This window comes from Mesorhizobium alhagi CCNWXJ12-2 (genome assembly GCF_000236565.1).
GTDB lineage: Bacteria > Pseudomonadota > Alphaproteobacteria > Rhizobiales > Rhizobiaceae > Allomesorhizobium > Allomesorhizobium alhagi.
This window is the reverse complement of sequence record NZ_AHAM01000232.1, coordinates 1-2234: the sequence shown is the minus strand read 5'-3', so window position 1 is coordinate 2234 and position 2234 is coordinate 1. Positions and strand designations below refer to the sequence as shown.

The window sequence follows — 2234 nt, the reverse complement described above, 5'->3', positions numbered from 1 at the left end:
TGAGCGTCGTGGCGCCGAAGGAATAGGTGCCGCTGCCCGGATTGAGCCCGCGCATGTCGAGCGAGGCGATGGTAGCCTCGATCGAACCGCCGCCGAACACGAACGCGGTATTCGCCGTCGCTCCGCCGATACCGTTCGTGCCAAGCTGTACGCCGGTATCGACGTTCTGGATGACGCCGCCGCCGGTGATGGTGACCGACCCGCCCAGAGTGCCCGACAAATCGATGCCGGTGCTGCCGGCCACATTCGTGCCGGTGACGTCGAGCGATGCCGCAGTGAAGGTCGAGGAGCTTAGAGCGAGGTCGAGTCCCGCGCCGCCATCCATGCCGGTGATCTCGACGTTGCCGAAAGCGATGTCGCCGTTGGTGTCTCCGGCCGAGATGCCGCCGAATGCCTGGTCAATGGTCACGTCGCCAAACGTGACCGCGCCGGAATTGCCTCCGAACAGGCCGAGAGCAATGCCATAGCCGGACGTGCGGGCAATTTCCACTGGCCCCGAAAATGTCACCGGACCCGTGGAATCGTCGATCCCGATCCCGACGCTCGTTGACTGATCGATGGAAACGGGGCCACCAAACGTCACCACCCCTGCGGAACGCTGGATCGCGATGCCGCCGCCGAAGCCGACATTGCTCATGGCGACGGCGCCAAATGTGACCTCGGCTGAGCTGTCGGCAATTTGCAGACCACCGATTGAGGTATTGGCTACAGTGGTTGCGCCGGTCATGACAAATTCGCCGGAAACCCCTGCGAGAGTCGCGCCGAATTGACCGCCGTCTTGAGAAAGGCTGGAGAGGACGACATCCAGGTCGGCGCCCAAGGCGGCAATGCCACCGACGGTGTTGCCAGAAACGGTACCGCCGGTTGTGCGGAAGGCACCGCCGCCGGCCGAAATCAGCTCGATGCCGAGAATACCGTTGTTGGATGCATTCAGTGTGTCGAACGCATAGGCGCCATCACCGAATGCGGTCAGTCCGTAATCCGCATTGCCTGAGAGCAGTGTCGTGCCGGTGAAACTGAACGTCCCGTCGCTGTCGATAACCAGGCCGGAGCCGCCATTGCCCGTGGCCGTGAAATTGGTGGCGCTGACGTTCGTCGTGGTGCCGGTGAAAGAAGCACCGTGCAGCCCGGCGCCATCGACGGTGACATTGGTCAGCGTCGCGCCATCGACGCCGTCGCCAAAAATGCCGGAACCGCCGGCGCCGTTGGAGATGTCGATGTTGGCAATGACGGTGCCGTCGCCCAGGATGACGGTGTTGCCGGTGCCGAGATTGGTCAGCGTCGCAGCGCCATTGCCGGTTGGATCGCCCTGGGTCGCTCCGTGCTCCACATTGTCGCCGGTGACGTTGAGCGGTACGCCGCCCAGTGCGTATTCCGCGCCGTCGGCGAACGAAGCGAGCGTCTGGCCGTTGCCAAGCGTGAAGCCGTCGGCATCGTCGACGACTCCACCGTCATTGACCAGCACGAAAACGGCGTCGGTGTCGCCATTGGCATCCGCCGTTGCGATGGTCGCCAGATCGTTGACGGACGAACCGTCGCCGGCACCGGTGGCGGCCGAGCCGACGAAGATGATGTTGACCGAGTCGAATAGCTGCGCGCCGTTGAACACGGTCGAGCCGAATGCGTATGTGCCGGCGAGCGGGTTCAGGCCGCGCGCGTCGAGCGCCGCAGTCGAGCCGGCGATCGTGCCGCCGCCGAAGACGAAATTGGCATTCGCCGTCGCGCCGCCCGAACCGTTTACGCCGAGCTGTATCCCGGTTTCGACGCCCGCGATCGTGACGCCGGCCGTGATGACGATCGACGAGCCGCCGAGCGTGCCGGAGAGATCTATGCCGGTCGAGCCGGCTGCCCCGGTGCCGGTGATGTTCACCGATTGCGCGGTAAAGTTGGTGCGGCTGCCGGAAAAATCGAGGCCGGCATTGCCGGCCCCGAGTTCGGTGATGACGAGATCGCCGACCACGACCGGGCCGTTGGTTCCGGCAAAGGTCAAGCCGTCGCCGCCCGGCCTGGCGATCGTGATGTCAGCGAACCGAATCTCGGCCGGCGAGTCGGAGATCACGATCGCCGGGCCGGAGGTGTTCGAGATTGTGGTTTCGCCAGTCACGGTAAAGCTGCCGGAGACCGCATCGAGCACGACGCCGGACGTGCCGCCGTCATGTGTGATCGAGGTGAGCACGACATCGGCCGTGATCGGGTCGATTACGACCCCGACGTCGCCATTGCCTGAGACGGCG

1 protein-coding gene is annotated in these 2234 nt (G+C 64.6%); it reads right to left on the bottom strand.

All coding sequences use genetic code 11. The annotated features are described in order from the left end of the window. Positions 1-2234, bottom strand: a 2234-nt coding sequence (locus MAXJ12_RS37795) for a beta strand repeat-containing protein (protein ID WP_008838947.1), incomplete at both ends; no start/stop codon positions are given.